General features: G+C 58.4%; 22 protein-coding genes and 2 pseudogenes. 9 read left to right on the forward strand and 15 right to left on the reverse strand.

Annotated elements, in window-relative coordinates; all coding sequences use genetic code 11:
• Positions 1 to 38: 38 nt before the first annotated feature.
• From ACOYXE_RS23380 to ACOYXE_RS23400, 5 genes and pseudogenes are all read right to left on the reverse strand, one after another.
• Positions 39 to 419, reverse strand: coding sequence for a RidA family protein (locus ACOYXE_RS23380; protein WP_014340863.1), 381 nt, complete (start codon positions 417 to 419; stop codon positions 39 to 41).
• A 24-nt stretch (positions 420 to 443) separates the two neighbouring features.
• Positions 444 to 2,550, reverse strand: a pseudogene (spoT, locus tag ACOYXE_RS23385) (bifunctional GTP diphosphokinase/guanosine-3',5'-bis pyrophosphate 3'-pyrophosphohydrolase).
• A gap of 57 nt (positions 2,551 to 2,607) precedes the next feature.
• A complete protein-coding gene (rpoZ, locus tag ACOYXE_RS23390) occupies positions 2,608 to 2,871 on the reverse strand; it encodes a DNA-directed RNA polymerase subunit omega (RefSeq protein WP_007894670.1) in 264 nt (87 codons plus the stop codon).
• Between the two features lie 167 nt (positions 2,872 to 3,038).
• Positions 3,039 to 3,659 carry a guanylate kinase gene (gmk, locus tag ACOYXE_RS23395; RefSeq protein WP_008078609.1) on the reverse strand — a complete coding sequence of 207 codons (621 nt, stop codon included), beginning with the start codon at positions 3,657 to 3,659 and terminating at the stop codon, positions 3,039 to 3,041.
• 12 nt (positions 3,660 to 3,671) lie between these two features.
• On the reverse strand, positions 3,672 to 4,535 hold the full coding sequence (locus ACOYXE_RS23400; protein WP_160059924.1) for a YicC/YloC family endoribonuclease: 864 nt from the start codon (positions 4,533 to 4,535) through the stop codon (positions 3,672 to 3,674).
• A 269-nt stretch (positions 4,536 to 4,804) separates the two neighbouring features.
• On the opposite strand from ACOYXE_RS23400, the gene rph reads away from it, so the two are divergent.
• From rph to gltS, 3 genes are all read left to right on the forward strand, one after another.
• The gene (gene rph, locus ACOYXE_RS23405) at positions 4,805 to 5,527 is read left to right on the forward strand and encodes a ribonuclease PH (RefSeq protein ID WP_016985814.1); all 723 of its coding nucleotides are present in this window, start codon (positions 4,805 to 4,807) and stop codon (positions 5,525 to 5,527) included.
• 28 nt (positions 5,528 to 5,555) lie between these two features.
• The gene (locus tag ACOYXE_RS23410) at positions 5,556 to 5,924 is read left to right on the forward strand and encodes a DUF4870 domain-containing protein (protein WP_007920344.1); all 369 of its coding nucleotides are present in this window, start codon (positions 5,556 to 5,558) and stop codon (positions 5,922 to 5,924) included.
• A 356-nt stretch (positions 5,925 to 6,280) separates the two neighbouring features.
• The gene (gltS, locus tag ACOYXE_RS23415) at positions 6,281 to 7,489 is read left to right on the forward strand and encodes a sodium/glutamate symporter (RefSeq protein ID WP_405122658.1); all 1,209 of its coding nucleotides are present in this window, start codon (positions 6,281 to 6,283) and stop codon (positions 7,487 to 7,489) included.
• Positions 7,490 to 7,569: 80 nt separating this feature from the next.
• On the opposite strand, the gene ACOYXE_RS23420 is transcribed toward gltS, so the two are convergent.
• Complete coding sequence (locus ACOYXE_RS23420) at positions 7,570 to 8,349, reverse strand: exodeoxyribonuclease III (protein ID WP_160059922.1); 780 nt, start codon at positions 8,347 to 8,349, stop codon at positions 7,570 to 7,572.
• Between the two features lie 82 nt (positions 8,350 to 8,431).
• Here ACOYXE_RS23420 and pyrE point away from each other — a divergent pair, with 82 nt between their 5' ends.
• A complete protein-coding gene (pyrE, locus tag ACOYXE_RS23425) occupies positions 8,432 to 9,076 on the forward strand; it encodes an orotate phosphoribosyltransferase (RefSeq protein WP_460926721.1) in 645 nt (214 codons plus the stop codon).
• A 103-nt stretch (positions 9,077 to 9,179) separates the two neighbouring features.
• Here the strand turns inward: pyrE and ACOYXE_RS23430 are convergent, their stop codons facing one another.
• The 7 genes and pseudogenes from ACOYXE_RS23430 to coaBC all read right to left on the reverse strand — a co-directional run bounded on the left by ACOYXE_RS23430 (position 9,180) and on the right by coaBC (position 14,841).
• Entirely contained in the window at positions 9,180 to 9,563 is a 384-nt protein-coding gene (locus ACOYXE_RS23430) for a hypothetical protein (RefSeq protein ID WP_160059920.1), read from the reverse strand.
• Positions 9,550 to 10,122, reverse strand: a complete 573-nt coding sequence (locus ACOYXE_RS23435) for a hypothetical protein (protein ID WP_160059919.1) — start codon at positions 10,120 to 10,122, stop codon at positions 9,550 to 9,552. Before ACOYXE_RS23435 ends, ACOYXE_RS23430 begins: the two co-directional genes overlap by 14 nt.
• Before the next feature lie 18 nt (positions 10,123 to 10,140).
• Complete coding sequence (locus ACOYXE_RS23440; RefSeq protein WP_160059918.1) at positions 10,141 to 10,392, reverse strand: hypothetical protein; 252 nt, start codon at positions 10,390 to 10,392, stop codon at positions 10,141 to 10,143.
• 211 nt (positions 10,393 to 10,603) lie between these two features.
• Positions 10,604 to 11,509, reverse strand: a complete 906-nt coding sequence (argB, locus tag ACOYXE_RS23445) for an acetylglutamate kinase (RefSeq protein ID WP_003229488.1) — start codon at positions 11,507 to 11,509, stop codon at positions 10,604 to 10,606.
• 17 nt (positions 11,510 to 11,526) lie between these two features.
• A pseudogene (locus tag ACOYXE_RS23450) lies at positions 11,527 to 12,903 on the reverse strand (phosphomannomutase/phosphoglucomutase); the annotation flags it as partial.
• Positions 12,904 to 13,171: 268 nt separating this feature from the next.
• Entirely contained in the window at positions 13,172 to 13,627 is a 456-nt protein-coding gene (gene dut / locus ACOYXE_RS23455; RefSeq protein WP_160059917.1) for a dUTP diphosphatase, read from the reverse strand.
• 5 nt (positions 13,628 to 13,632) lie between these two features.
• The gene (gene coaBC / locus ACOYXE_RS23460) at positions 13,633 to 14,841 is read right to left on the reverse strand and encodes a bifunctional phosphopantothenoylcysteine decarboxylase/phosphopantothenate--cysteine ligase CoaBC (protein ID WP_160059916.1); all 1,209 of its coding nucleotides are present in this window, start codon (positions 14,839 to 14,841) and stop codon (positions 13,633 to 13,635) included.
• Positions 14,842 to 14,974: 133 nt separating this feature from the next.
• Between coaBC and radC the strand changes: the two genes are divergently transcribed.
• Positions 14,975 to 15,649 (forward strand): RadC family protein, encoded by a 675-nt coding sequence (gene radC / locus ACOYXE_RS23465; RefSeq protein ID WP_034152053.1) that lies wholly within the window; start codon positions 14,975 to 14,977, stop codon positions 15,647 to 15,649.
• A gap of 148 nt (positions 15,650 to 15,797) precedes the next feature.
• Here radC and ACOYXE_RS23470 read toward each other — a convergent pair whose 3' ends face one another.
• Positions 15,798 to 17,384, reverse strand: coding sequence for an ABC transporter substrate-binding protein (locus ACOYXE_RS23470; protein ID WP_405122659.1), 1,587 nt, complete (start codon positions 17,382 to 17,384; stop codon positions 15,798 to 15,800).
• Between the two features lie 448 nt (positions 17,385 to 17,832).
• Between ACOYXE_RS23470 and rpmB the strand changes: the two genes are divergently transcribed.
• Positions 17,833 to 18,066, forward strand: a complete 234-nt coding sequence (gene rpmB, locus ACOYXE_RS23475; RefSeq protein ID WP_007920377.1) for a 50S ribosomal protein L28 — start codon at positions 17,833 to 17,835, stop codon at positions 18,064 to 18,066.
• 11 nt (positions 18,067 to 18,077) lie between these two features.
• Complete coding sequence (rpmG, locus tag ACOYXE_RS23480; RefSeq protein WP_003177274.1) at positions 18,078 to 18,233, forward strand: 50S ribosomal protein L33; 156 nt, start codon at positions 18,078 to 18,080, stop codon at positions 18,231 to 18,233.
• A gap of 179 nt (positions 18,234 to 18,412) precedes the next feature.
• On the opposite strand, the gene ACOYXE_RS23485 is transcribed toward rpmG, so the two are convergent.
• Positions 18,413 to 18,775 carry a cupin domain-containing protein gene (locus ACOYXE_RS23485; protein WP_160059914.1) on the reverse strand — a complete coding sequence of 121 codons (363 nt, stop codon included), beginning with the start codon at positions 18,773 to 18,775 and terminating at the stop codon, positions 18,413 to 18,415.
• A gap of 239 nt (positions 18,776 to 19,014) precedes the next feature.
• Here ACOYXE_RS23485 and ACOYXE_RS23490 point away from each other — a divergent pair, with 239 nt between their 5' ends.
• Together ACOYXE_RS23490 and ACOYXE_RS23495 are read left to right on the forward strand one after the other, a co-directional pair.
• Entirely contained in the window at positions 19,015 to 20,508 is a 1,494-nt protein-coding gene (locus tag ACOYXE_RS23490) for an aldehyde dehydrogenase (protein ID WP_460926722.1), read from the forward strand.
• 192 nt (positions 20,509 to 20,700) lie between these two features.
• Entirely contained in the window at positions 20,701 to 21,846 is a 1,146-nt protein-coding gene (locus ACOYXE_RS23495) for an MFS transporter (protein ID WP_405122660.1), read from the forward strand.
• The last annotated feature ends 2 nt before the right edge of the window (positions 21,847 to 21,848 follow it).

A 21,848-nucleotide genomic window follows, 5' to 3' on the forward strand; every position in this document is an offset into this window, starting at 1 on the left:
AGCAGTCGGCGCGGCGTTTGAGGGCCGCGCCGTGCGCATCACTCGATGACCAGAATGGCATCCATTTCAACCTGCGCACCCTTTGGCAGGGCAGCCACGCCAATGGCGGCGCGGGCCGGGTATGGCTGGTCGAAGTACTTGCCCATGATCTCGTTGACCTTGGCGAAGTGGCTCAGGTCGGTGAGGAAGATATTCAGTTTGACGATATCCTTGAACGAACCGCCGGCGGCTTCGGCCACTGCTTTGAGGTTCTCGAACACCTGGACGGTCTGGGCTTCGAAGCCTTCAACCAGTTCCATGGTTTTTGGGTCCAGAGGAATCTGACCCGACATGTAAACGGTGTTGCCTGCCTTGATCGCCTGGGAGTAAGTACCGATGGCGGCCGGGGCCTTGTCGCTGGTGATAACAGTCTTGGTCATGTATGACTCCTTGTTAGGGTTGCGTTATGCACGCATGCGGGTGATGCGAATCACCCCGGTCAAGGCGCGCAGCTTCTTGATCACGCGGGCCAGGTGCACACGATCGTGGACGCTGACCACCAACTGGACCACGCTGATGCGACCATCGCGTTCGTCCATGCTGATTTTCTCGATATTGCCGTCAGCCGCGTTGACGCTGCTGGCCAGCAGAGCGATCAGGCCGCGCTGGTGTTCCAGCTCGACGCGCAGTTCGACGTTGAATTCGCCGGTGACATCCTTGGCCCACGAGAGCTGGATGCATTTTTCCGGGTTGTGCCGGATTTCGCTGATGTTGCGGCAGTTGTCCAGGTGCACGACCATGCCTTTGCCCGCCGACAGGTGCCCGACAATCGGGTCGCCCGGGATCGGCGTGCAGCACTTGGCGTAGCTCAGTACCAGACCTTCGGTACCGCGAATGGCCAGCGGTCCTTCCGGGCTTGGCAACTGTTCGCCTTCGCCGAGCAGCCGTCGGGCAACGACGTAAGCCATGCGGTTGCCGAGGCCAATGTCTTCGAGCAAGTCTTCGATCAGTTCGAGGCGGTACTCGGTGAGCATGGCTTTGACGCGTTCGGCCGGGATCTTCTCCAGCGAACTGTCGAAACCGTTGAGCACCTTGTTCAGCAGGCGTTCGCCGAGGCTGATGGACTCGGAGCGACGTTGCAGTTTCAGCGCATGGCGGATGTGCGTGCGCGCCTTGCCGGTGACGACGAAATTGAGCCATGCCGGATTCGGTCGGGCGCCGGGAGCGCTGACGATCTCGACCGTGGAGCCGCTTTGCAGCGGTTCGGACAGCGGCGCGAGACGACGGTTGATCCGGCAGGCAATGCAGCTGTTGCCAACGTCGGTGTGCACCGCGTAGGCAAAGTCGACCGCCGTGGAGCCTTTCGGCAGCTCCATGATCCGGCCTTTGGGCGTGAACACGTAGACCTCGTCCGGGAACAGGTCGATCTTCACGCTCTCGATGAATTCCAGCGAGTTGCCGGCACGTTGCTGCATTTCCAGCACGCCTTTGACCCACTGGCGGGCGCGGGCGTGAGTGCCTTTCGGCTGTTCGTCACCGCTGGATTTGTACAGCCAATGGGCGGCGATGCCGTTGTTGGCCATCTCTTCCATTTCGCGGGTACGGATCTGAATCTCGATCGGTACGCCGTGCATGCCGAACAGCGTGGTATGCAGCGACTGATAGCCGTTGGCGCTTGGGGATCGCGATGTAATCCTTGAAGCGCCCCGGCAACGGTTTGTACAAATTATGTACAGCGCCGAGCACGCGGTAGCAGGTATCGACCTTGTCGACGATGATCCGGAACGCGTAGACGTCCATGATCTCGTTGAAGGCCCGACGCTTGCCGCGCATTTTCTTGTAGATGCCGTAGAGGTGTTTCTGGCGACCGCTGACTTCGCCCTGGATGCCGTCGATGGCGAGGCAATGGCCGAGGGATTCTTCGATCTTGTTGACGATTTCCTTGCGATTGCCCCGGGCGCGTTTGACCGCCTGGTAGATCCGCGCGGAACGCATCGGGTGCATGGCCTTGAAGCCGAGGTCTTCGAATTCGATGCGGATCGCATGCATGCCCAGCCGGTTGGCGATGGGCGCATAGATTTCGAGGGTTTCCTTGGCGATCCGGCGGCGTTTTTCGCCGGACAGCACTTCCAGCGTGCGCATGTTGTGCAGGCGGTCGGCAAGCTTGACCAGGATCACGCGAATGTCGCGCGCCATGGCCATGGCCATTTTCTGGAAGTTTTCGGCTTGGGCTTCGGCCTTGGTCTCGAAATTCATCTGGGTCAGTTTGCTGACCCCATCGACCAGTTCGGCCACGGTTTCACCGAACTGCGCTTGCAGCGCTTCTTTGGCGATACCGGTGTCTTCGATCACGTCATGCAGCATCGCGGCCATCAGACTCTGATGGTCCATGTGCATGTCGGCAAGAATATTCGCCACCGCAAGAGGATGCGTGACATACGCCTCGCCGCTGCGACGGCGCTGACCGTCATGGGCTTGTTCGGCGTAGAAATACGCTCGGCGGACCAGGTTGACCTGGTCGTTGCCGAGGTAGGTCGATAAGCGATCGGCGAGGGCGTCTATGCTCGGCATGATAATTCCTGCCGTAAGCTGTGATCCCGCGCCGTGCTACGTCGACCAGGCATAGGCTTAGACGGCCTCGTTGGACTCGTCCTCGAACGCTGCGAACAGCGGTTCGTCTTCGACGATCTCAGCGTTGGCGATGAACTCGTAGCTCATCAGGCCTTCAGCGATTTCACGCAGGGCAACAACGGTAGGCTTGTCGTTTTCCCACTGAACCAGTGGCTCTTTGCCGCCGGTGGCCAGTTGACGGGCACGTTTGGTAGAGAGCATGACCAGCTCAAAACGGTTTTCCACGTGGTTCAGGCAGTCTTCAACGGTTACGCGGGCCATGGTATTCCTCGGAGCGAATGCAATATGCGCGCTGCCCGGTTGGGCGAGCGGACTCAACAGTTTAAAAAATCACCAGCGATTAGGGAAGCGCTGATTTTTTGACCAAGCCCTTCAACGCGCTGCAAGCTCCAATGTAAAGCGCTTGCAGGCGTTTTGGGAAGTGCTGATTAACCGAGCAATTCGGCAAGCAATTTGCCGAAACGTACCTGCTGGCGTTTCTGTTGGAGTTGATTGGCGCGGAAAATCGCCTTCAGATCGTCCAGTGCGTGAGCAAAATCGTCGTTGATGATCAGGTAGTCGTACTCGACATAGTGACTCATCTCGCTGACCGCTTCGCGCATCCGGCCGTCAATGATCTCGTCGCTGTCCTGACCGCGGTTGGTCAGGCGCTGGTGCAGGGCTTGAAGCGACGGCGGCAGGATAAAGATCGAGCGTGCTTGCGGCATCAACTTGCGCACTTGCTCGGCGCCTTGCCAGTCGATTTCCAGAATCAGGTCGTGACCTTCGTCCAGCGTCTGCTGCAGGCGGCTTTGCGAGGTACCGTAGAAGTTGCCGAAGACTTCGGCGCGTTCGAGGAAGTCGCCATGCTCGCCCATCTTCACAAACTCTTCGCGGGTCACGAAGTGATAGTTCACGCCGTCCACTTCGCCCGGACGCATGGCGCGGGTGGTGTGCGAAACCGAAACGCGAATTTCCGGTATGGCGTCGGTCAAAGCCTTGACCAGGCTGCTTTTGCCCGCGCCCGATGGCGCGGAAATAATGTACAGAGTGCCGGTGCTGTGGGTCATGTCGGGGTTGCCTTACTCAATATTCTGCACTTGTTCACGCATCTGCTCGATCAACACCTTGAGGTTGACGGCGGCTTGGGTGCTGCGCGGGTCGAAGGCCTTGGAGCCCAGTGTGTTGGCTTCGCGGTTGAGTTCCTGCATCAGGAAGTCCAGGCGGCGCCCGGCAGCGCCGCCGGACTTCAGTACCCGGCGCACTTCGATGATGTGGGTGCTCAGGCGATCCAGTTCTTCGGCCACATCGCTCTTTTGCGCGAGCATGACCATTTCCTGTTCGAGGCGCTGCGGGTCCAGCTCGGCTTTCATGTCGTTGAAGCGGTCGAGGACTTTCTGGCGTTGGGTGGCGAGCATCTGTGGCACCAGTTCACGCAGGGTCACTACGTCTTCTTCAATGGAAGTCAGGCGCTCGTTGATCAGGCGTGCCAGCTCCGCGCCTTCGCGCTCGCGGCCGGCCTTCAACTCTTTCAGGCCTTGATTGAACAGGGCCAGTGCGTCGGCGTTCAATGCCTGCGGGTCAGTCGCATCACCCACGAGTACACCGGGCCAGGCCAGCACTTCCAGGGGATTGAGTGCGGCAGGATTCTTGATCAGGCCGGCAATGGTCTCGGCTGCTGCGACCAGTTGCGCGGCGCGCTCGCGATCGACTTGCAGGGTTTTGCCGGTGCTTTCTTCGGTGAACCGCAGGGTGCATTCGAGTTTGCCTCGCGACAGGCCCTGACGCAGCGCTTCACGCACCGCGCCTTCGAGGTCGCGAAACGACTCTGGCAGACGCAAATGTGGCTCCAGATAGCGGCTGTTGACCGAGCGCAGCTCCCAGCTCAGGGTGCCCTGGGCGCCGGCTTTTTCGACGCGGGCGAAGGCGGTCATGCTGTGCACCATGGCGGTGACCTCGCAATGCAGATCGGCGCAGCAGGATGTTCCGCAGGCTCGATATCAATGAATTTAAGCCGACTGGCAGCAAAGGCGCAGGATTGTAGCGCAGTGCGGCGAATGCGCCCAAACACACGGTGTGACAAAGGGCTGCAGCCCGTCGGTAATCGGTGTTTCAGGGGCTTCGAGCGTCGCCCGGATTTTTTAACGAGTGCCCAGGCGCGGTGCAGCGCTCTATAATGCTCGGCAGTTTTCCGTCCCCAGTACAGGTATTCCCTATGAAACGTCCAAGTGGTCGCGCTGCCGATCAGCTCCGCTCGATCCGCATTACCCGCAACTACACCAAACACGCCGAGGGATCCGTACTGGTCGAATTCGGTGATACCAAAGTCATCTGCACCGTCAGCGTCGAAAACGGCGTGCCGCGTTTCCTCAAGGGCCAGGGCCAAGGCTGGTTGACTGCCGAATACGGCATGCTGCCGCGTGCTACCGGCGAGCGTAACCAGCGTGAAGCGAGCCGTGGCAAGCAGGGCGGTCGCACCCTGGAAATCCAGCGTCTGATCGGTCGTTCCCTGCGCGCTGCGCTGGACATGTCCAAGCTGGGTGACGTCACCCTTTACGTTGACTGCGACGTGATCCAGGCTGACGGTGGCACTCGCACCGCTTCTATCACTGGCGCAATGGTTGCACTGGTTGATGCGCTGAAAGTGATCAAGAAGCGTGGCGGCCTGAAGGGTGGCGATCCGCTCAAGCAAATGATCGGTGCGGTATCCGTCGGCATGTATCAGGGCGAGGCCGTGCTGGATCTGGACTATCTTGAAGATTCCGCTGCCGAGACCGACCTCAACGTAGTGATGACCAGCACCGGTGGTTTCATCGAAGTACAGGGCACCGCTGAAGGCGCGCCGTTCCAGCCTGAAGACTTGAACGCCATGCTGGAACTGGCCAAGCAGGGCATGAACGAAATCTTCGAACTGCAAAAGGCTGCACTGGCCGACTGAGCAGGTTGATAACCGCAAGGAGGACGCGATGAGTGACGAGCAAGAGTTGCTGCCCAAACCGAGCCAAGAGGTTCGCCAATGGGCGATGTTTTGTCACTTGTCCGCCTTGTTGGGGATCTGGATTCCATTCGGCAATTTGATCGGGCCGTTGATCCTGTGGCAGATGAAGCGCGAGACAGACCCGTTCATCGATGCCCAAGGCAAGGAGGCGCTGAATTTTCAGATCACTGTCGCCATTGCATCGTTGATCTGCTTTCTGCTGATGGTGCTGATCATCGGTTTCTTTCTGTTGGGAATACTGGCTATCGGCGCACTGGTTTTGACGATCATTGCCGGAGTGAAAGCCAATGAAGGTTTTCCTTACAGATATCCATTTACGTGGCGCCTGATCAAATAAGAAACGCGCAAAGTTCTAATACCAATGCCCTGACATGTCAGGGCATTTTTATTTATGCAGCATAATTAATCGTTACTGTATGTAGGAATAGTCTGGCTGCGATGACAAGTCCTGTTATTTTCGCATATACACTTTTAGTCACAACTGCATTGGCTTGGTTAGGATTCATGTCCTTGGAATCAAGGTCAACGATTGTTAAAGTTGCTCGGCTAATATTTCTAATGAAATATTAAGATATGTTCAAGCCATCGAAGGCTCTTGAATTCCCGAGTAATCAGTGTTGAGACAATCAGCCGGTTCAGGGGGTGGATGCAGGTAAAAATTCGCCTCTGAATAAATAGCCAAGAATAATTCCAATGATTCAGCTCGATTTTTACGGAACGCTTGTGGCCGCTTCCTTAGTACTTCTACTGGGGCGCGGGCTCGTTAGGCGTGTTGGCTTCATGCGCAGTTACAATATCCCTGAACCTGTCGCAGGTGGCTTGGTAGTTGCCTTGATTTTACTGTTACTGCGAACGTTCGATATTGAAATTCGCTTTGATACTTCCTTGCAAACACCTTTGATGCTGGCCTTTTTTGCCACCATTGGGCTGAGCGCAGACTTTGCCAGTCTGAAAAAAGGCGGGCGCATCGTCGGAATATTCCTGCTGGCGGTCACCGGTCTGTTGGTGGTGCAGAATGCGATGGGGATCGGGTTGGCAAAAATGCTTGGGCTCGACCCGTTGATGGGGCTGCTGACCGGATCGATCACCCTGGCGGGCGGTCATGGAACCGGCGCTGCTTGGGGCACGGTATTCAGCGAGAAGTACGGTCTGGCCTCGGCGTCCGAACTGGCGATGGCCTCCGCGACGTTTGGTCTGGTGCTGGGTGGTTTGATCGGCGGGCCGGTTGCGCGGTTGCTCATCAAGCGAGTGGAGGTGCCCGGTTGCAATCAGCAGGAAGTGCCACGGTTGCCAAAAGGTTTTGAACAGCCGAACAAGGAGCGCTCGATCACGCCATTTTCGTTTGTCGAAACCCTCGCTCTGATTGCAGTCAGCTTGCTCGCGGGCAATCTGTTGAACGGCCTACTGCAAGGGACTGCATTCGAGTTGCCGACGTTTGTGTGTGTCCTGTTTGTAGGCGTTGTGCTGCGCAACGGTCTTTCAGCGCTGGGCTTGTATCAGGTGTTTGAGCGTGAGGTCTCGGTACTGGGTAATGTCAGTCTGTCGTTGTTTCTGGCGATCGCCCTGATGTCGCTCAAGTTGTGGGATCTGGCCGCGCTAGCGCTGCCGATCTTCATCATTCTGGCGATGCAGGCCATGGTCATGGCGCTGTTCGCGATTTTCGTGACATTCCGGGTGATGGGCCGTAATTACGATGCCGCCGTCCTGGCGGCGGGGCATTGCGGTTTTGGCCTGGGTGCCACGCCGACTGCCATTGCCAACATGCAGGCCGTGACGCAACGCTACGGCCCCTCGCAGATCGCTTTTCTGGTGGTGCCGATGGTCGGAGCGTTCTTCATCGACATAATCAATGTCATCGTGATCAAGCTGTATCTGGCCTTACCGTTCTTCGTCGCAGTCTGAATTCGAGCCTGTCTGGAAGTGACGCATAAAAAATGCCCGTATCTTGCGATACGGGCATTTTTTGTACTGCAAAACGACGCTTAGATGGTCAGCGTCCAGTCGTAGTCGACGATCAGCGGTGCGTGCTGCGAGAACCGTGGCTGACGTGGCAGGCGTGCGCTGCGCACAAAGCGTCGCAGGCCTGGAGTCAGGATCTGGTAATCGAAACGCCAGCCCAGATTGAGCATCTCGGCCTGTTCGCTGTCCGGCCACCAGCTGTACTGGTCGCCTTCACGGCTGACTTCGCGCAGGGCATCTACGTAGCCCATGTTGCCGACAATCTCGTCCATCCAGGCGCGTTCTGGCGCCAGGAAGCCCGGAGATTGCTGGCTGTCGCGCCAGTTCTTGATGTCGAGCTTCTGCTGCGCCACGTACAACGAGCCACAATAAATGTACTCGCGACGTTTGCGTCGCTGTTTGTCCAGGTACTTGCCGAAGTCGTCCATGAGCTTGAACTTCTGGTTCAAGTCCTCGTCGCCGTTCATCCCCGAAGGGAGCAGCAAGGTGGCAATACTGACTTTGTCGAAATCTGCTTGCAGGTAGCGCCCGTAGCGGTCGGCCGTCTCGAAACCGAGACCGCTGATGACAGCCTTCGGTTGCAACCGCGAATACAAAGCCACGCCGCCTTGGGCAGGGACTTCAGCATCGCAGGCATAAAGGAAGTAGCCATCCAGTTGGAAGGCTGGGTCATCCAGTTCAAAGGCGGAGGCACGGGTGTCCTGCAGGCAGATGACGTCGGCATTCTGTGCTTGCAGCCAACTGAGCAAACCACGCTCGACTGCAGCCTGAATACCATTGACGTTCACACTGATGATCCGCATAAATGGCCCCAAAAATCGCGTGCGTGTATGATACACGGCGTCAAGCTAATTAGCTAAATCCGTGGTATTTGGGGTTTTTTTCATGCAAGCGTATCAGCGCGATTTCATTCGTTTTGCCATCGATCGCGGCGTTTTGCGCTTCGGTGAGTTCACCCTGAAGTCCGGGCGCACCAGTCCTTACTTCTTCAACGCCGGCCTGTTCAATTCGGGCTCGGCCTTGGCGCAGCTCGGGCGTTTCTACGCTGCGGCCATCGCTGAAAGCGGTGTTCCTTTCGACGTTCTGTTCGGCCCGGCCTACAAAGGCATCCCGCTGGCGGCAACCACTGCCGTTGCGCTGGCCGAGCATCACGACCGTGACCTGCCATGGTGCTTCAACCGCAAGGAAGCCAAGGCTCATGGCGAAGGCGGTAGTCTGGTCGGCGCGCCATTGACCGGTGATGTGCTGATCATCGATGACGTGATTACCGCCGGCACCGCAATCCGTGAAGTGATGCAGATCATCGCCTCGCAGGACGGCGCCAAGGCTGCCGGCGTACTGATTGCCCTGAACCGTCAGGAGCGTGGCAATGGTGAGTTGTCGGCCATCCAGGAAGTCGAGCGCGACTTCGGCATTCCGGTGATCAGCATTGTTTCGCTGAATCAGGTGCTGGAATTCCTTGCCGATGATCCGCAGCTCAAGCAACACCTGCCAGCCGTGGAAGCGTACCGCGCCCAGTTCGGCGTCTGATACGACATCATTCTGTAGGAGCTGCCGAAGGCTGCGATCTTTTGATCTTAAAAACAGAATCAAAAGATCGCAGCCTTCGGCAGCTTCTGCAGGGGGGGGCGGTTTAACGCAGGTTTCGCCATTTTCTGAGCAGTTTCACGGTTAATCCCGTGTTGATCAGTGCAAATGCCAGCAACGCCATTACGACCATTACGTACAGCGTGCGATCCACATCAAAATCCCACAGATCCAGTGTGCTGCTGCGAATAATCCCCACCGCGGCCGGCAGGTTGACGTAAAACAGCGCCACAAACGCGCACGTCAGCGGCAGCGCGCGCCCGTAAAAAGCCCCCCGAACCTTGTCCCTGCTGCGTTTTCTGTTCAGCGGCCCCGACTGGTATTCATCCAGCGCCAGCGCTTCACTGAGCGCCGGCCACGCCAGATTGAACATGAACGTGGTCAGGGTCAGCAGCAAGCCACTGACCGCGACGATGTCACTGAACGGCATTGAGCCCCAGCGTCGTGCAGAGCAAGTCGTGGGAGTCTTCGCTGATCTCGAACTGCCCGGCGCTGCCTTTGCGCTTGGTGATGGGTTTGAAGGTCGGCTCGTTCTGGGTGATCAGCATGTTCAGCTCATCGCGAATCACGTCCGAGCTGATGACCACCAGAAACACGGTTTGCGCGTGTTCGGCTGTCTCGATCACCGCGCGCATGCTGTGCTGGAGGATGTCGTCGAGCTGATTGCGAAAGCGTGAAACGGTGTTCTTCAGCAAGGTTTTGCTTTGGCTCTGGGTCAGCTGGAAGATCGTCGAGATCTGCGACTCGGTCGGTAGTGTTTGCCCGAAGTAGCTTTGAATCAGGTAGAGCAGGCGATCCTGCTTGGCCTCGTCAGCGCGACTGGGCATGCCGCCCTCGACCAGCATTTTCAGGTATTCGGTCAGACTGGCCTTGGCTATACGCTGCAAGGCGTGGGCGATTTCCGCGTCGCCGATGCGCAAGGTTTTCTTGACCGGTTCCTTTTGTTCCAGCTCGAAAGCGTCGGCGTCAATCGTGAACGAGATCTGCATGTCTCAGGCGCTCCGGGGTTATTTTTTGTTCGAGGGCGTGATGACCTCGGCGCTTTTGATGTTGGCAGGCTGTTCTGGATAAGGGTCTTTGATCGCATCACCTTGCCCAGTGAGGATTTTCCAGCCATTCAACGCATGTGCTGTTTTGCGAAATTGCGGGCACGGAGGCATCGAGGTCTTGGCTTGATTGGAATACTGATGGCCGCAATCAACACACTCGTAAGTGCCAGGGGAAACATCGCTGCCGTAAGGGACGTAATCTTTTTGCATGGGTAAATCTCCGGTGGATGAAGGGAGGATCCTAGGGAGATTTGTTCTGAGGGAATGTCGGACGTTTCGCTGAGTTATGTCGGACGTTTCTTGCGGGCACAAAAAAGATCGCAGACTTCGTCAGCTCCTACAGGGAATTCATACAAATGAAATTCCGTGTGATGTAGGAGCCGACGCAGGCTGCGATCTTTGGCTTTTCAGCAATTACCGATCAAGGACGCTTGCGATTGCTGATCAGCGTACCCACACCGGTATCAGTGAAGATTTCCAGCAGGATCGCGTTAGGCACTCGACCGTCAATGATCAACGAACTACCGACGCCGCCCTGAACCGCTTCCAGCGCGCAGCGAATCTTCGGCAGCATGCCGCCGTAGATGGTGCCGTCGGCGATCAGATCGTCGACCTGCTGGGTGCTAAGGCCAGTCAGCACGGTGCCCGACTTGTCCATCAGGCCGGCGATGTTGGTCAGCAGCATCAGCTTCTCGGCTTTCAACGCCTCGGCAACTTTACCAGCGACCAGGTCAGCGTTGATGTTGTACGACTCGCCGTTCTCACCCACGCCAATCGGCGCGATGACCGGGATGAAGTTGCCTTTGACCAGCAAGTTCAGCAGTTCGGTGTTGATCCCGACCACTTCACCTACCTGACCGATGTCGATGATTTCCGGCTGAGTCATCTCCGGCGTCTGGCGGGTCACGGTGAGCTTCTTCGCACGAATCAGCCCGGCGTCTTTACCGGTAAGGCCGATGGCGCTGCCGCCGTGACGGTTGATGAGGTTGACGATGCTCTTGTTGACCTGGCCGCCGAGGACCATTTCCACCACGTCCATGGTCGCGGCATCGGTGACTCGCATGCCATCGACGAAATGGCTTTCGATCGACAGGCGCTTGAGCAGATCACCGATCTGCGGGCCGCCACCGTGCACGACCACCGGGTTGATGCCCACGGCTTTCATCAAGACGATGTCGCGGGCGAAGCCGGTTTTCAGCTCCTCGCTTTCCATCGCGTTGCCGCCGTATTTGATCACCAGGGTCTTGCCGACATAGCGTCGGATGTAAGGCAACGCTTCGGACAGGACCTGGGCGGTATGGGCGGCGGCTTCGCGTTCGAGGGTCATTCAGGGCTCCGGGTGGATCAGAACGGTAGTTGGAGATCAGGTGCAACGCGTTTCAGTTGGGCGTGGAACACATCCTTGATGCGTTGCAATTCAGCCTCGTCATCGGCCTCGAAGCGCAGCACCAGCACCGGTGTGGTGTTGGACGCGCGCACCAGGCCCCAGCCTTTGGCGTAATCGACTCGCACGCCGTCGATGGTGGTCAGGTCAGCGCCTGCGCCCCACTGTGCGTCGTGCAGTGCATCAATGATGCTGAATTTGCTCTCTTCGGTCACATGGATATTGATTTCCGGCGTAGAAATATCGTTCGGGAAGGTCGCAAACAGCTCTTCCGCAGTGGATTTTTCCTTGCTAAGGATCTCCAGCAGCCGTGCGGCGCTGTAGATACCGTCGTCGAAGCCGAACCAGCGTTCCTTGAAGAAGATGTGCCCGCTCATTTCGCCGGCCAATAGCGCACCGGATTGTTTCATTTTCTTTTTGATCAACGAATGACCGGTCTTCCACATTAGCGGTCGGCCGCCGTATTCCTTGATCAGCGGCACCAGACGGCGGGTGCATTTGACGTCGAAGATGATTTCCGCGTCCGGATTGCGCGCCACTACGTCGCGGGCGAACAGCATCAGCAGGCGATCGGGGTAGACGATGCTGCCGGTGTTGGTCACCACGCCGACACGGTCGCCGTCGCCGTCGAAGGCGAGGCCGATGTCGGCGTTGGTTTCCTTGACCTTGGCGATCAGGTCGACGAGGTTTTCAGGCTTGCCCGGATCCGGGTGGTGGTTCGGGAAGTTGCCGTCGACCTCACAGAACAGCGGAATCACTTCGCAATTCAGCGCTTCGATCAGTTGCGGGGCAATCACGCCGGCCGCGCCGTTGCCGCAGTCGACCACGACCTTCATGCGCCGGGCCAGTTTGATGTCCTGGACGATTTCGGTGTTGTAGCGGTCGAGGATTTCTACTTGGGTGACGCTGCCCGTGCCGCTGCTCAAGTTGTTGGTCTTGAGGCGTTCATGCAGGGCCTGGATCTGTTCGTTGGCGAGGGTGTCGCCGGCGATGACGATCTTGAAACCGTTGTAGTTCGACGGGTTGTGGCTGCCGGTGAGCATCACCCCGGATTTGCCGGCCAGGACGTTGGCGGCGTAGTACAGCGCCGGCGTCGGCACCAGACCGACATCGCTGACGTGGCAGCCGCTCTCGGCGATGCCGCGGATCAGCTCGGCAACCAGCTCGGGGCCGGACAAGCGGCCGTCGCGACCGACGGACACGTTCGGCTCACCTTGGGCCAGGCTCTGCGAACCGATGGCGCGGCCAATCCAGTAAGCGGTTTCGGCATTGAGGAATTCCGGCACGGTGCCGCGAATGTCATAGGCGCGGAAAATGCTGTCGGGCAGCTTCGGGGCAATCTTGGCTGGGGTGCTCATCTACGGAAATGCTCCATCTCGAAAGTGGCGGGACAGACCGACGAATCGTTCGACGGCAGGCTCAAACTGAAGGGTATGACGGCGTTTTCCACAGAGAGTTCGTGGTGCGAAAGGGCCATGACGCCTCGGCTGGCGTGACTTTCGGCCGGCAAAACCTTGATTTTTGGCGGTAAACCATTCAGCTGATCTGCCTGAAATTTTCCCCTGTGGCGCTGTCTCCGGCAGCGCCTGCAGGGGATTTTTCCGCTTAGTTGGTGCCGGTGTGGCCGAAGCCACCGGTGCCGCGTTCGCTTTGGTCAAACTGCTCGACTATCTCAAAGTGAGCTTGAACCACGGGTACAAGAACCAATTGAGCGATACGTGAGCCAACCTCGATGTTGAATGCAGTCGATCCGCGGTTCCAGCATGAAACCATCAATTCGCCTTGGTAGTCGGAATCGATCAGACCGACGCTATTGCCCAGCACTATGCCGTGTTTATGACCCAGCCCTGAGCGAGGCAAAATCAACGCCGCCAGACCCGGGTCGCCAACGTGGATAGATAATCCTGTTGGGATGAGCAGGGTTTCTCCTGGATTCAGCATCGTGTCCTGTTGGAGCATGGCTCTCAGGTCCAGGGCAGCGGAACCCAGAGTGGCGTATTGCGGCAGCGGGAATTCGCTGCCGATGCGTGGGTCGAGGATCTTGGCTTGCAAAGCGTGCATGTAAATTAAACCTGGTTCAGACGTTCGGCGATAAAAGTGACCAGTTGGCGAGCGATCTTGCTCTTGCTGGTCTGGGCGAAAACCGTGGCGTGCAGCGCACGGTCAATCACGCTGCAGGCGTTTTCTTCACTGTTGAAACCGATGCTCGGGTTGGCGACGTCGTTGGCGACGATCAAATCGAGATTCTTGTCCTTCAGCTTGCGTGCAGCGTAGTCGAGAAGGTGTTCGGTCTCGGCGGCGAAGCCGACACTGAACGGACGGTCGGGACGGGTCGCGATGGTGGCCAGAATGTCTGGATTGCGCACCATTTGCAGGACAAAGCCGTCACCGCTCGTAGGATCTTTCTTGAGTTTTTGCGGGGCGACGACTTCCGGGCGGTAGTCCGCAACGGCTGCCGAGGCGATGAACACGTCGCACGGGATCGCCGATTCACAGGCTGCGAGCATGTCGCGGGCGCTGACCACGTCTATGCGTGTGACGCGATCTGGCGTCGGCAGGTGCACCGGGCCGCTGATCAGGGTCACACGGGCGCCGGCTTCCACGGCTGCTTCGGCGAGGGCAAAGCCCATTTTTCCGGAGCTGTGATTGGTGATGTAGCGCACCGGGTCGATGTTTTCCTGGGTCGGGCCGGCGGTAATGACCACGTGCTTGCCGGTCAGTGCCTGACGCTGGAAACAGTCCGCTGCGCATTGCGCCAGATCGGTGGCTTCCATCATGCGGCCCATGCCGACGTCGCCGCAGGCCTGACTGCCAGACGCCGGGCCGAAGGCCTTAAGGCCACGGCTTTCCAGGAGTTGCAGGTTGGCCTGGGTCGCCGGATCGCGCCACATCGCTTGATTCATTGCCGGAGCAACGGCGACGACAGCGTCGGTGGCCAACACTAAAGTGGTCAGCAAATCGTTGGCGATGCCTTGGGCAAGACGGGCAATCAGGTCGGCGGTGGCCGGGGCGATCAGCACCAGATCGGCCCATTTGGCCAGCTCGATGTGACCCATCGCGGCTTCGGCGGCCGGGTCGAGCAAGTCGAGGTGAACCGGGTGGCCGGACAAGGCCTGCATGGTCAGCGGGGTGATGAACTCGGCGCCACCGTGTGTCATGACCACGCGCACTTCGGCACCCTGGTCGATCAGGCGACGAACCAGATCGGCGCTCTTGTAGGCCGCGATGCCGCCGCCGACGCCCAGAACGATGCGTTTCCGATACAGCCGCTGCATAGGTCTGCCTTTCATTTCGTTGATGACTGCGATGCGATGCCCCTCCCCAGGGTTGAATCGACCGCAAAAAAGATGGGCTACGATATCACAGCGACCGCTACGGAACAGCGGCGCCCACAGACAGGGAATGTGTATGAGTATTCGCGATTGGCCTGCGGCGGAACGCCCGCGGGAAAGGTTATTGGAACACGGTGCAGCGAGCCTTTCGGATGCTGAGTTATTGGCCATTTTTCTGCGCACCGGATTGCCCGGAATAAGCGCTGTGGACCTGGCGCGCAATCTGTTGACTCAATTCGGTAGCCTGCGTTTGCTGCTTGAGGCCGATCAGGACGCATTCAGCAAACAATTGGGGCTCGGACCGGCAAAGTTTGCGCAACTGCAAGCTGCTCAGGAAATGAACAGGCGACATCTGGCTGAGAAATCACGGCAGAAACCAGCCCTGGAAAACCCTCAGGTCGTTCGCGATTATCTGAAATCGATGCTGCGCCACGAACCGCATGAGGTGTTTGGTTGCCTGTTTCTCGACTCCAAACATCAAGTACTGAATTTCGAGATACTGTTTCGCGGCTCGATCGACAACACCAGCGTGCATCCGCGCGAGGTGGTGAAGCGATGTTTGGCCAATAACGCGGCGGCGTTGATCCTGTGCCACAACCATCCATCGGGGAATACCGACCCCAGTCAGGCAGATCGGCTGCTGACCAAGCGCCTGCAAAAGGCGCTGGAGCTGATTGATGTACGGGTGCTGGATCACTTCATCGTCGGCGATGGGGAGCCGTTATCGATGGCGGAGTGTGGCTGGATGTAACGCCCAGGAACGATCAAATCCCTGTGGGAGCGAGCTTGCTCGCGAAGGCTTCGTGTCAGTCAGCATCACTTTTACGGACAGACCGCTTTCGCGAGCAAGCTCGCTCCCACAGGTTTGATTGCATCCACAGAGTTTTGTGCCGGGCAGGTTATTTCAGGTTGACCTTGGAATAGTCCTGCCGGCCAAACGGGCTCACGGAGTAACCCTGCACATCCTTGCGCGTCAGCGCGTAGGCAGTCGGGTGCGCCAGCGGCAGCCACAACGCCTGCTGCTGAATCTGCGTCTGCGCCTGTTCGTACAGTTTGGTGCGCACACCTTGCTCACTGGTGGTCTTGCCGGCGCTGATCAGCTTGTCGAGATCAGCATTGCAGTAGCGCGCAAAGTTGGTGCCCGACTTGACCGCTGCGCAGGAAAACTGCGGCGTGAGGAAGTTGTCCGGGTCGCCGTTATCGCCGGCCCAGCCCATGAACAGCAGGTCATGCTCGCCCGCCTTGGCGCGACGGATCAGCTCGCCCCACTCGATCACACGGATTTCCGCTTGAATGCCGATTTCCGCCAGATCCGACTGCAGCATCTGCGCGCCCAGACTCGGGTTTGGGTTGAGCAGGCTGCCCGACGGACGCGTCCAGATGGTGGTCTGGAAGCCATCCTTCAACCCGGCCTTGACCAACAACGCCTTGGCTTTGGCGACATCGTGCGGGTACCCCGGCAGGTTCTTCGCGTAGCTCCAGGTGTTCGGCGGGTAAGGGCCGTTGGCGGCTTCGGCGGTGTCTTCAAACACGGCTTTGATGTAGTTGGCCTTGTCGAAGGCGAGGTTGATCGCCTGACGCACTTCTGGTTTGTCCAGCGGCGGATGCTGGCTGTTGATGCCGACGAATGCGGTCATGAACGCGTCAGTCTTTTCGACTTTCAGCGTCGGTTCTTTCAGCGCGGCCTGTACGTCCAAAGGTTTTGGCGACAGGGCGATCTGGCATTCATTGCGCCGCAGTTTTTGCAGGCGCACGTTAGCGTCCGGGGTGATGGCGAAGATCAACGGATCCACCGCAGGCTTGCCACCGAAGTAATCCGGGTTGGCCTTGTAACGGATCGCTGCGTCTTTCTGGAAACGGTTGAACACGAACGGGCCGGTGCCGATCGGCTGGCTGTTGAGCTTGTCCGTGGCGTTGGCCTTCATCAGTTTGTCGGCGTATTCGGCGGAGTAGATCGAGGCGAAGCCCATGCTCAGGGTCGCCAGGAATGTCGAATCAGGATGATCAAGGGTGAAGCGCACGGTCAGCGGATCGAGCGCGTCAATCTTCTTGATCAGCGCTGGCAACTGCATCGACTGCGCATGCGGGAAGCCGCTTTGAGCGACCTTGTGCCACGGGTTGGCCGGGTCGAGCATGCGGTCGAAGCTGAATTTGACGTCTTCGGCGGTCAACTCGCGGCTCGGTTTGAAGTAATCAGTCGTATGAAATTTCACCTGCGGGTGCAGCTTGAATACATAAGTCAGGCCATCGGTACTGACTTCCCAGCTGTCGGCCAGGCTCGGCACGACTTTGCCGCTGGTGGTATCGAAATCCACCAGGCGGTTCATCAGCACGTCGGCCGAGGCATTGGTGGTGGTCAGCGAGTTGTATTGCACTACGTCGAACCCTTCCGGGCTGGCCTCGGTGCAGACGCTCAGCGCGGCGGCCTGCGCCAGGGGGCTCAGCAGGAGCGGGGCGAGCAACAAGGGTAGGGCAGCGAGGCGCATGGTCGGTTTCCTTTTACAGATCGAAGGCCCATCTGCAAGTGCAGTCTGGAAAAGGCCTACCCTAGAGGGCTGGATTACAAATGACTATCCCCTTTTTGCATTTTAAGGGCACAGTGGTGGCCGTTTTTCAGACCGCGGTGCTTCGCAAAAAGTCTGAAACGCCTGCTTGGGCGACTTTCTGCGACGAGTGGTAAAAATCGATGCCGGCCTTTATCCAAAGCGTTCGCAGACCAAAAAAGCGCCTTTTTACCGATTGATTTCACACCGAATGTTGTTGCACCCCGGTCTTTCTGGTATAAAGCAGCGCTCTTTTCTAGGGGCCCGGTTCCTTCACTGTAGGTGTAGCCGGTAAGACCTCTAAAGAAACGCGGCGCCTGGCGCCAAATGACTGAGAGATTAAGCGGCCAACCCATGCCGGGTTGGGCATGTGGTTTTAGAGGGCTGAGGCATGTCGAGAGTATGTCAAGTTACCGGTAAGGGTCCGGTGACTGGGAATAACATTTCCCACGCAAACAACAAAACCCGTCGTCGTTTCCTGCCGAACCTGCAGCATCACCGCTTCTGGGTTGAAGAAGAGAAACGTTTTGTGCGTCTGCGCGTATCTGCCAAAGGCATGCGTATCATCGACAAGCGTGGCATCACTGTCGTGCTCGCCGAACTTCGCCGCGATGGCAAGATTTAAGGGAGCTAATCATGCGTGAATTGATTCGTTTGATCTCGAGCGCCGGTACTGGTCACTTCTACACTACCGACAAGAACAAGCGTACTACCCCGGACAAAATCGAGATCAAGAAATATGATCCGGTTGTTCGCAAGCACGTGATCTACAAGGAAGGCAAAATCAAGTAATTGATTTTTCCCGACTTACAAAAAAGGCCCGTATCTCACGATACGGGCCTTTTTTGTTGCCTCGATATCTGCACGCGGTCTGTGTAGGAGCTGCCGAAGGCTGCGATCTTTTGATCTTGTTTTTAAGGATCAAGGGCAAAAGATCGCAGCCTTCGGCAGCTCCTACAGGGGGCGTTCGATCAAGCCTTCTGTTCAAAGATCACATAGATCTTGCGGCAAGCCTCAAGCACTTCCCAGGTGCCGCGGAAACCCGCCGGAATTACAAACCGGTCGCCAACACGCAAGGTCTTGGCGTTACCATCGCTGTCACGCAGCACCGAAACCCCCTGCAGGATTTCGCAGTACTCATGCTCGGTGTAATTCACCGTCCACTGCCCGATCGCACCTTCCCAAACGCCAACGCCCATCTGCCCGCAAGGGCTTTCGTACTGATGGAACACCGCTTGCTCAGGATCTCCCTTCAGCACCTTCGCCGGGTCCGGACGATAGCGTTCGGCTTCGCTGCTGGTCAGGCTGATGTCGACGACGTTCTGGATGTTCATTGTTGTTATCTCCCGTGAATACGGCGCGATTGGCTGGAAAGGGCCAAAGTCTATGTTGATTAAAATCAACACCGCAAGGCCGTATGGCCACCTTATGTCAAATATATTGAAACAACCCCGGCCGCTGGTTTAGGGTGGCGGGTGCCTCTGGCCGAAAAACCGGCTGGCCGGGCAGAATTCCTGAGGACGCTGGCGAAGATCGCGCGGCGCTCGTATTCAACAAGCGGAGGACACTCGAAATGACCACCCTGACTCGTGCCGACTGGGAGCAACGCGCCCGCGACCTGAAGATCGAAGGCCGCGCTTATCTCAATGGCGAATACACCGACGCCGTCTCCGGCGAGACCTTCGAGTGCATCAGCCCGGTCGATGGCCGTCTGCTTGGCAAGATCGCCAGCTGTGACGCCGCCGACGCCCAGCGCGCCGTGGAAAACGCCCGCGCCACCTTCAATTCCGGCGTCTGGTCGCGCCTGGCGCCAACCAAGCGCAAAGCCACCATGATCCGTTTTGCCGGCCTGCTGAAGCAGCACGCCGAAGAACTGGCCCTGCTCGAAACCCTCGACATGGGCAAGCCGATCAGCGATTCGCTGTACATCGACGTCCCGGGCGCGGCGCAAGCGCTGAGCTGGAGCGGTGAAGCGATCGACAAGATCTACGACGAAGTCGCCGCTACGCCGCACGACCAGTTGGGTCTGGTGACCCGCGAGCCGGTAGGCGTGGTCGGCGCCATCGTGCCGTGGAACTTCCCACTGATGATGGCTTGCTGGAAACTCGGTCCGGCGCTGTCGACCGGTAACTCGGTGATCCTCAAGCCATCGGAAAAATCCCCGCTGACCGCCATCCGCATCGCCGCACTGGCGGTTGAAGCCGGCATTCCGAAAGGCGTGCTCAACGTGCTGCCGGGCTATGGTCATACCGTTGGCAAGGCGCTGACCCTGCACAACGACGTCGATACGCTGGTGTTCACCGGTTCGACCAAGATCGCCAAGCAACTGATGATCTACTCCGGCGAATCGAACATGAAACGCGTCTGGCTGGAGGCCGGTGGCAAGAGCCCGAACATCGTCTTTGCCGATGCTCCGGATCTGCAGGCCGCGGCTGAATCCGCCGCCAGCGCCATCGCCTTCAACCAAGGCGAAGTCTGCACCGCCGGCTCGCGTCTGCTGGTCGAGCGTTCGATCAAAGACAAGTTCCTGCCGATGGTGATCGAGGCGCTGAAAGCCTGGAAACCGGGCAATCCCCTGGATCCGGCGACCAACGTTGGTGCGCTGGTGGATACCCAGCAGATGAATACCGTGCTGTCATACATCGAATCCGGTCATACCGATGGCGCCAAATTGGTGGCTGGCGGCAAACGCATTCTGCAGGAAACCGGTGGCACCTACGTTGAGCCAACGATTTTCGACGGCGTGAGCAACGCGATGAAGATCGCTCAGGAAGAGATCTTCGGCCCAGTACTGTCGGTCATCGCTTTCGATACCGCTGAAGAAGCGATCCAGATCGCCAACGACACGCCGTACGGCCTGGCCGCAGCAGTCTGGACCCAGGACATCTCCAAGGCGCACCTGACCGCCAAGGCGCTACGTGCCGGCAGCGTGTGGGTCAACCAGTACGACGGCGGCGACATGACCGCACCGTTTGGCGGCTTCAAGCAATCGGGCAACGGTCGTGACAAGTCGCTGCACGCGTTCGACAAATACACCGAGCTGAAGGCGACGTGGATCAAGCTGTAAGCCGTTAGGAGGGTCTGTTCGCAAGAGCAGAACCTCCAGACGAAGCAGATCCCTGTGGGAGCGAGCCTGCTCGCGAAAGCGGTGTATCAGTCAGCCCATGTGCTGAATGTGCAGCCGTATTCGCGAGCAGGCTCGCTCCCACATTTGTTTGATGTGGCCTCCAAAAAATAATTATCCACAGGAGCGTGGAACATGCGGTGGGCGACGTATTTCGCCGTGTTGGCGTCTGTCTTGAGTGTCGGTCTGGCCCTGGGGGTCAGCATGCCGTTGGTGTCGTTGCGCCTGGAAGGCTGGGGTTACGGCTCCTTCGCCATCGGTGTAATGGCAGCGATGCCAGCGATTGGCGTGTTGCTCGGCGCGAAGATTTCCAGTCATCTGGCGGCGCGCTTCGGCACGGCCAATCTGATGCGCCTGTGCCTGTGGGCCGGGGCGCTGTCGATCGGCTTGTTGGCGCTGTTGCCGAGTTACCCGATCTGGCTGGTGCTACGGCTGATGATCGGGGTGATCCTGACCATCGTGTTCATCCTCGGCGAGAGCTGGATCAATCAACTGGTGGTTGAGCACTGGCGCGGTCGCTTGGTGGCGCTGTACGGCAGCAGCTATGCGTTGAGCCAGTTGTCTGGCCCATTGCTGCTGGGTGCGCTCGGCACCGAAGAGGATTACGGATTCTGGGTCGGCGTCGGCCTGCTGTTGGTTTCGCCTTTGCTTCTGTTGGGCCGCAGTGGTGCACCGAGCAGTGAAGCCAGTAGTGTGACGTTCCGCGATCTGTGGGGATTTGCCCGAGAGCTGCCGGCAATTGCCTGGGCGGTGTCATTGTTTGCCGCGTTCGAGGCGATGATCCTGACGTTGCTGCCGGTGTATTGCCTGCAACAGGGCTTCACCGCTGAAATCGCGCTGGCGATGGTCAGCACGGTGGTGGTCGGCGATGCGTTGCTGCAATTGCCGATTGGCGCGTTGGCCGATTATCTGTCGCGGCGTACGTTGTTTGCCGGCTGCGCCGTGGTGTTGATGCTGTCGAGTCTGGCGATTCCGCTGTTGCTCGACACGCTGCTGATCTGGCCACTTTGGGTATTGTTCGGGGCGAGTGCCGGTGGTTTGTTCACCCTGTCGCTGATTCTGATTGGCGAGCGTTATCGCGACGATGCGCTGGTGCGGGCGAACGCGCACATTGCGCAGCTATGGGGTGTGGGTTGTCTGGTCGGGCCGCTCGCGGCCGGGGCGGGCAGTCAGTGGATCAGCGGGCATGCGTTGCCGTTGTTGATGGCGATTGGGGCGTTTGGGTTGGTTCTGCTGCTTTTGCGTCAGGGTGCGTTTGGCCCAGTGACCGAGCCTGCGTAGAT

Source organism: Pseudomonas sp. MC6 (assembly GCF_054790575.1).

Bases quoted from the DNA above. Each gene is read 5' to 3' on its own strand.
- ACOYXE_RS23380 (WP_014340863.1), bottom strand. From the start codon at position 419: ATGACCAAGACTGTTATCACCAGCGACAAGGCCCCGGCCGCCATCGGT.
- rpoZ (WP_007894670.1), bottom strand. From the start codon at position 2,871: ATGGCCCGCGTAACCGTTGAAGACTGCCTGAACCACGTGGAAAACCGT.
- gmk (WP_008078609.1), bottom strand. From the start codon at position 3,659: ATGACCCACAGCACCGGCACTCTGTACATTATTTCCGCGCCATCGGGC.
- ACOYXE_RS23400 (WP_160059924.1), bottom strand. From the start codon at position 4,535: ATGGTGCACAGCATGACCGCCTTCGCCCGCGTCGAAAAAGCCGGCGCC.
- rph (WP_016985814.1), top strand. From the start codon at position 4,805: ATGAAACGTCCAAGTGGTCGCGCTGCCGATCAGCTCCGCTCGATCCGC.
- ACOYXE_RS23410 (WP_007920344.1), top strand. From the start codon at position 5,556: ATGAGTGACGAGCAAGAGTTGCTGCCCAAACCGAGCCAAGAGGTTCGC.
- gltS (WP_405122658.1), top strand. From the start codon at position 6,281: ATGATTCAGCTCGATTTTTACGGAACGCTTGTGGCCGCTTCCTTAGTA.
- ACOYXE_RS23420 (WP_160059922.1), bottom strand. From the start codon at position 8,349: ATGCGGATCATCAGTGTGAACGTCAATGGTATTCAGGCTGCAGTCGAG.
- pyrE (WP_460926721.1), top strand. From the start codon at position 8,432: ATGCAAGCGTATCAGCGCGATTTCATTCGTTTTGCCATCGATCGCGGC.
- ACOYXE_RS23430 (WP_160059920.1), bottom strand. From the start codon at position 9,563: ATGCCGTTCAGTGACATCGTCGCGGTCAGTGGCTTGCTGCTGACCCTG.
- ACOYXE_RS23435 (WP_160059919.1), bottom strand. From the start codon at position 10,122: ATGCAGATCTCGTTCACGATTGACGCCGACGCTTTCGAGCTGGAACAA.
- ACOYXE_RS23440 (WP_160059918.1), bottom strand. From the start codon at position 10,392: ATGCAAAAAGATTACGTCCCTTACGGCAGCGATGTTTCCCCTGGCACT.
- argB (WP_003229488.1), bottom strand. From the start codon at position 11,509: ATGACCCTCGAACGCGAAGCCGCCGCCCATACCGCCCAGGTCCTGTCC.
- dut (WP_160059917.1), bottom strand. From the start codon at position 13,627: ATGCACGCTTTGCAAGCCAAGATCCTCGACCCACGCATCGGCAGCGAA.
- coaBC (WP_160059916.1), bottom strand. From the start codon at position 14,841: ATGCAGCGGCTGTATCGGAAACGCATCGTTCTGGGCGTCGGCGGCGGC.
- radC (WP_034152053.1), top strand. From the start codon at position 14,975: ATGAGTATTCGCGATTGGCCTGCGGCGGAACGCCCGCGGGAAAGGTTA.
- ACOYXE_RS23470 (WP_405122659.1), bottom strand. From the start codon at position 17,384: ATGCGCCTCGCTGCCCTACCCTTGTTGCTCGCCCCGCTCCTGCTGAGC.
- rpmB (WP_007920377.1), top strand. From the start codon at position 17,833: ATGTCGAGAGTATGTCAAGTTACCGGTAAGGGTCCGGTGACTGGGAAT.
- rpmG (WP_003177274.1), top strand. From the start codon at position 18,078: ATGCGTGAATTGATTCGTTTGATCTCGAGCGCCGGTACTGGTCACTTC.
- ACOYXE_RS23485 (WP_160059914.1), bottom strand. From the start codon at position 18,775: ATGAACATCCAGAACGTCGTCGACATCAGCCTGACCAGCAGCGAAGCC.
- ACOYXE_RS23490 (WP_460926722.1), top strand. From the start codon at position 19,015: ATGACCACCCTGACTCGTGCCGACTGGGAGCAACGCGCCCGCGACCTG.
- ACOYXE_RS23495 (WP_405122660.1), top strand. From the start codon at position 20,701: ATGCGGTGGGCGACGTATTTCGCCGTGTTGGCGTCTGTCTTGAGTGTC.